This is a genomic window from Jiangella anatolica (assembly GCF_003236295.1).
GTDB classification, from domain to species: Bacteria; Actinomycetota; Actinomycetes; order Jiangellales; family Jiangellaceae; genus Jiangella; species Jiangella anatolica.
In genome coordinates this window covers 1-3,401 of record NZ_POTW01000177.1, presented here as the reverse complement: position 1 = coordinate 3,401, position 3,401 = coordinate 1, and the positions used below count along the sequence as shown (strand labels likewise).

The 3,401-nt window shown below is 71.6% G+C and carries 5 protein-coding genes; 2 read left to right on the top strand and 3 right to left on the bottom strand.

Annotation, left to right across the window (positions count from 1 at the left end; genetic code table 11):
• On the top strand, nucleotides 1-677 hold a 677-nt coding region (locus C1I92_RS32760), incomplete at its 5' end, for an NAD-dependent epimerase/dehydratase family protein (RefSeq protein ID WP_111258808.1).
• On the opposite strand, the gene C1I92_RS32755 is transcribed toward C1I92_RS32760, so the two are convergent.
• Complete coding sequence (locus C1I92_RS32755; protein WP_111258807.1) at nucleotides 664-1,149, bottom strand: anthrone oxygenase family protein; 486 nt, start codon at nucleotides 1,147-1,149, stop codon at nucleotides 664-666. The genes C1I92_RS32760 and C1I92_RS32755 overlap by 14 nt on opposite strands.
• Before the next feature lie 31 nt (nucleotides 1,150-1,180).
• Nucleotides 1,181-2,002: an NAD(P)H-binding protein gene (locus C1I92_RS32750; RefSeq protein ID WP_111258806.1), complete on the bottom strand. Its 822-nt coding sequence runs from the start codon at nucleotides 2,000-2,002 to the stop codon at nucleotides 1,181-1,183.
• Between the two features lie 152 nt (nucleotides 2,003-2,154).
• Between C1I92_RS32750 and C1I92_RS32745 the strand changes: the two genes are divergently transcribed.
• Nucleotides 2,155-3,132: an AraC family transcriptional regulator gene (locus C1I92_RS32745; protein WP_111258809.1), complete on the top strand. Its 978-nt coding sequence runs from the start codon at nucleotides 2,155-2,157 to the stop codon at nucleotides 3,130-3,132.
• 154 nt (nucleotides 3,133-3,286) lie between these two features.
• On the opposite strand, the gene C1I92_RS32740 is transcribed toward C1I92_RS32745, so the two are convergent.
• On the bottom strand, nucleotides 3,287-3,401 hold a 115-nt coding region (locus C1I92_RS32740), incomplete at its 5' end, for an integrase core domain-containing protein (protein ID WP_146605141.1).

Genomic DNA, 3,401 nt, shown 5'->3' with positions numbered 1-3,401 from the left:
GGGTGGGGCATCTGGTGCACTGCGGGTCGATCTGGATGCACGGGCCGAGCCGGTCCATCCCAATCCACGAGGACAGCGAGACCGAGCCTTTCGGCGATTACGGCGTGCAGAAGGCGGCCATCGCCCGGCTGCTGCGCGACGAGACCGCGCGCGGCGGGCTGGTGACGACGTCGCTGCACCCGGGGCACATCAGCGGGCCGGGCTGGCACCCGATCAACCCGCTGGGCAACCTCGACCCGGCGGTGTGGACGGCGCTGGCGTCCGGCACGCCGCTCACGGTGCCCGGCATCGGCGCCGAGCTGCTGCACCACGTCCACGCCGACGACGTCGCGCAGGGCTTCCAGCTGGCGCTGGAGAACCGCGATGCCGCCGCCGGTGAGGCCCTCCACGTGACGGCGGCGTCGGCGCTGACGGTGCGTGGCTTCGCCGGGTACGCGGCGGCGTGGTTCGGCCGCGAGCCGGCGCTGGACTTCGTCACGTGGGACGAGTTCCGCGAGCGCACGACGCCCGAGTACGCCGAGCAGAGCTGGGACCACCTGTCCCGCAGCCAGTTCGCCTCGATCGACAAGGCCCGCCACGCACTCGGGTACGCCCCGCGGTACGCGCCGGAGGAGGCGGTCCGCGAGGCGGTCGAGTGGCTCACCAGCCACGGGGAGCTCGAGGTCAGCGCCGGATGAGGTAGCTGGCGAACAGCACCACCGACGCCGTCGAGCTGACCAGCCTGACGTGGTTCCAGGCGGTCCAGCGGGACAGATAGCGGTCCCAGACCTCGGCGCCGGCGGCGCTGCCCGAGTCGACGGCGGCCAGCTGCTCGTTGAGCGGGACGTTGAACGCCATCGTCACGACGAACGTGCCGACGAGGATGACGATCGCCGCGGCCAGCAGCAGGCCGGCGGCCGGGCGGTCCAGCCGGAAGAACGTCAGCACCGTCAGGCCGAGCGAGAGCAGTGCGGTCCCGCCGAACGCCAGCCCGAAGGCCGGGTTGAGGATGACGGCGTTGATCTCCTGCATCGCGGCGATCGCCTGCGGGGCGGGCCGGTGGGACAGGGCGGGCATCAGGGCGACGGAGCAGAAGAACCACAGGCCGGCCATGAGCGCGCTACCCGTGATCGCGATGACGACGGCGGTGGTCTCGAGGCGGTCCGACATGGCCGGTCTCCTTCGTGTCTCGGTGCGGTGGTCAGGGGGTCCAGACGCCGCGGGCGGCGCCGTCGCGCGCATAGTCGGCGAAGTCCTTGGGCTCGCGGCCGAGGGCTCGCTGCACCCCGTCGCCCAGCCAGGTGTTGCGGCCGTCGAGGACTTCGCGGAACAGGTAGCCGTACAGCCAGGCGAGGTCGTCCGGCAGGCCCTCCTCCGCCAGCGCCGCGCTGTACTCGTCCAGCGGGAGGTGGACGAAGGCGATCTCGCGGCCGGTGGCCGCGGCGATCTCGGCGACCGCGTCGGCGAACGTCAGCAACCGCGGGCCGGTCAGCTCGTACAGCTCACCCACGTGCAGGTCCTCGGTCAGCGCCGCCACCGCGACGTCGGCGATGTCGTCGGCGTCGACGAACGGCTCCGGCACGTCGCCGGCCGGCATCGCGACCTCGCCGGCGAGGATCGGATCGAGCAGGTAGTTCTCGTCGAAGTTCTGGTTGAACCACGAGCAGCGGACGATGGTCCACTCCAGCCCCGACGCCATGACGACGCGCTCGGCGGCCTGCGCCTCCTCCTCGCCGCGGCCCGACAGCAGCACCAGCCGCTCGACGCCGGACTCGCGGGCCAGGTCGACCAGCGCCGTGACGGCGTCGACGGCGCCGGGGATGGCGATGTCGGGGTAGTACGAGATGTACATCCGCTCGACGCCCTTCAGCGCGGCCGGCCAGGTGGCGCGGTCGGTCCAGTCGAACGGGATCTCGGCCGACCGCGACCCGACGCGGAGGTCGGCGCCGCGGGCGGTGAGCCGCTCGACGACCCTGGCGCCGGTCTTGCCGGTGCCGCCGAGGACGAGGGTGGTGGCGTTCATCGGATTCTCCTCCGGGATTCGGTTGCTTGACCTGTCGTCCAGTCAAGCAGCGCCCACCCGGTCGATCTATGACTTATTCGCCGCTCTTCATGCTCGATCGTCCAGCCACTCTGGATGTTCGGACGTACGCGGCGGATACTCGGAACATGACGATGACCCTGGATCACTGGGCGCCCACCGATCCGCTGGGCATGGCGCTGCACCAGCTGCGCATGAACGGCGCGTTCTACGGCCGGTCGGAGCTGACCGCACCCTGGGGCCTGACGATGCCGGCGATGCCCGGCCACATCTGGTTCCACATCGTGACGTCCGGCCCGGCCTTGATCCAGTCGCTCGAGGGCACGCCGCGGCCGCTGCTGCCCGGCGAGCTGGCGCTGGTCCCGCACGGGCGAGGGCACCTGATCCTCGGCGAGCCCGGCGCGCCGGCGCCGAACGTCATGGACATCGAGCGCGAGGCGCTCAGCGACCGGTACGAGCTGATCCGCTACGGCGGTGGCGGCACCCCGACCATCCTCATCTGCGGCGCCGTCCGGTTCGACCACCCGGCCGCGCGCAAGCTCGTCGAGGCGCTGCCGGAGACCATCCACGTGGAGGTCGGCGGGTCGCCACAGCAGGAGTGGATCCACAGCACGCTGCGGCTGATGGCGGCCGAGGCGCAGCAGTTGCGCGCCGGCGGTGAGGAGGTGATCACCCGGCTCGGCGACATCCTCGTCATCCAGGCGATCCGGGCCTGGCTGGACACCGACCCGGCGGCCCGCACCGGCTGGCTCGGCGCCCTGCACGACGAGCAGATCGGCCGGGCCATCTCGCTGATCCACCAGCAGCCCGACCGCGACTGGTCGGTGGCCCGCCTCGCGGCCGAGCTGACGATGTCGCGCTCGGCCTTCGCCGACCGGTTCACCCGGGTCGTCGGCGAGCCGGTCATGCAGTACCTGACGACGTGGCGGATGAACCTGGCGATGGACGCGCTGCGCACCGAGCAGGCGACCGCCGCCCAGCTCGCCCGCCGGCTGGGCTACCGGTCCGAGGCGGCGTTCGCCCGCGCCTTCAAGCGCGTCATCGGCGTCCCGCCCGGCGCGGTCAAGCGCGGCGACGCTCCGGTTGTCCACAACCCCACGACGGCGGGTTGAGGTCCTGGCCAAGCAAGAACACCGGCGGCATGCCCGAAGGCAGGGGCGACCGGGGTCTACGCCTTGAGCTTGCCAGGAGATTGGTCATGAACGGGACGGAGCTGACGACGCTCGAACGGCGGTTGTCGGCCGAACGGCTAGCTGTACCCGGCCATCAGGTTGGTAGCAGGCGGCTGATCGGTGGGCGTCCTCCGAGTGCGCTGTGGCGGCGTTCAGTGTTGTAGTGCTCGAGCCAGGGTGCAAGTGCGGCGGTGCGTTCGTCGTTTGTG